This is a genomic window from Rhodoferax sp., assembly GCF_014859475.1.
Taxonomy (GTDB): Bacteria; Pseudomonadota; Gammaproteobacteria; order Burkholderiales; family Burkholderiaceae_C; genus Rhodoferax.
Genome location: NZ_JACUUE010000308.1, coordinates 1 through 2,056, shown reverse-complemented (window position 1 = coordinate 2,056; position 2,056 = coordinate 1). Strand labels below are relative to the sequence as shown.

3 protein-coding genes are annotated in these 2,056 nt (G+C 57.7%); all 3 read right to left on the bottom strand.

Going from position 1 to position 2,056, the window contains the following annotated elements:
- Nucleotides 1-336 (bottom strand): oligosaccharide flippase family protein (locus tag IBX54_RS14730; protein WP_296543403.1); only part of this gene is annotated, 336 nt, incomplete at its 3' end.
- 134 nt (nucleotides 337-470) lie between these two features.
- Nucleotides 471-899, bottom strand: a complete 429-nt coding sequence (locus tag IBX54_RS14725; RefSeq protein WP_296543402.1) for a hypothetical protein — start codon at nucleotides 897-899, stop codon at nucleotides 471-473.
- A gap of 70 nt (nucleotides 900-969) precedes the next feature.
- Nucleotides 970-2,056: O-antigen ligase family protein (locus IBX54_RS14720; protein WP_296543401.1), on the bottom strand; the 1,087-nt coding region annotated here is incomplete at its 5' end.

The window sequence follows — 2,056 nt, the reverse complement described above, 5'->3', positions numbered from 1 at the left end:
TAACATCACATTGCGCATGCGGGGTTCGTCGTAAAACAGCGCTACCGGGTAGCTAGCCAACAAGACCACACATGCCATCGCCAAACCCAAGCCCAACTGCACTGCCCATACAGCCCTAATGCGCTCAGTAGTCAATTCTTTTTCTTGCACCAGGTATTGGCCCGCGCCCATGTCCCGAATGGTGGACACAAAAGACAAAAGCACCACCGTGACAGAGAACACGCCGATTTCAGCCGGGGTCAGCAAGCGCGCAATCGCCATCGACGAAATGATGGTGATCGCCAGGCTGGCGTAGCGGTCCAGAAAGGAAAAGAACAGCGAATTGCGGGTGGACATCAGGTGCGGTTCAAGAATGGCTTGACGATACAGATCGTCCAGCCCGTAGCTTGAAGATCAGTGCCGAGAAATTAAAGCAAACTGGCGGCGCGCTCAACCAGTTTGCAAGGTGCAGCGAGCAGCGCTAGGCGATGTCAACAACCGACTTGACCAGTCCTGATGGTGGCTGCAGCTTTTTCGCTAGCGCCCACGCAAAAGCTGTAGGCACCATTTTTTTCATAGACGTCGTAGGTGTAATTGGCAGCAGGGCCATAGTTGTAGTTGATCTGATTTCCTACGATAGACCATGTGCCAACCTTGTCCGTGGGGTCAACCGGGTGACCCGGACCACGCTTGTAATCTATGAGGTCGCTACCGGTAGTACCAGAATGAAACTCCTGCGCGTCCCAGGTGGGTGCAGCGCCTACGCACACGGTTTTGCCACCCAATGTGCTCAGGGCCAGACTGCCGCCCGAGCCCGTGGCATTCATCTTCTTCCAACCGGCGGTTTCAGAACAAACGGCCGCCGCTTGGCCGGAAACAAACGCAAGCGCAACGGCGCCCATAACAGCAAATTTTTTCATGGTGACTCTCCAATAGTTAATTTGACAAGTGACCACCTGTCCACAAATGCCGCAAGCAGATTACCACAAGCTAGAAGCTGGCCCAGACCAGCAACAGCAGTAGCGTCAAGAAGCGGGGTGCGTCAATTTGGGTGTCAAAAAGCCCTGCTGCCAAAAAACCGCTGAGCGAAGCCAATGCTGCGCCGGCCATGGCATTGCCCTGCACCACCTTTTTGCCCCCCCGCACAAACGCCAGAACGATCAATGCACCCAGCGCCAGCGCGCCAAACCAGCCCTGGTCAAACAGAACACCGTAAAACAGGCTGTGCGTGCGCCAGTGCGCATGCAGGGTGCCCGTGGTGGCAAAAAACCATTGGTCCAGCCCCTGCGCAAAATCGCCATTGCGCAGCAGGTTGGTGCCACTAGTGGTTTCCAGTTTCACGTTGTCGATGTCAATGGTGGATTGCGCCACCGCGTAGCTGAGCGTGAGCTTGATGGGTCTTTGGCTGTACCAGGGGCGGGCGGCAAGTGCGGTGGTGTCAACGGCGGCCTCCAGGCTGCGCCAGGCACCAGAGTCGTTGCCGATGTCAAACGTGGGCGATACGCAGTTGGCAGAGGTCAACAGCGATTTCTCGCAAATGCTGACCGTGATTGTTGCGTTGGGCTCGCTGGCGCGCGCATCCAGCTTCAGCCGGTAAGGTTGCCCCGGCTTGACTGCCACGATTTGATCCATGCCAATGGGGTCGCCCGCATCCAGCCGCAGGTAAGGGTTGCCAGCTTCGCTTGACAACTGGTAGGTGCCCACTTTGGGGTGCAGCGTGCTGCGCCAGTATTTGGTTTCAGGGAAGCGCCCCAGGCCCATGCCAAACAGGTCTGTGGTCCAGCCTGGGTCGCGGATGGCAAGGGCATCGGCCCAATGGGCCTGCCTGAAAGCCAGGTCTGCGCCGGCGGTGGCCACACGCGCCTGAACAAATTGGCCTTTAAAAACGGGCATGGCAAGCAGTAGCAAGGCCCCTGCAAAAGCAGCCAGCACAAAACCGGCTTGCACACGCCGCCTGGACTTGAGCAGGGTAGCCAGCAACACAACAGTCACGGCCACACCAAATGCCAAATAGCCGCCGCGCGAAAACGTCACCAACAGGGCGTAGCTGGCCGCCAGCATGAGCAAGACGCCAGCC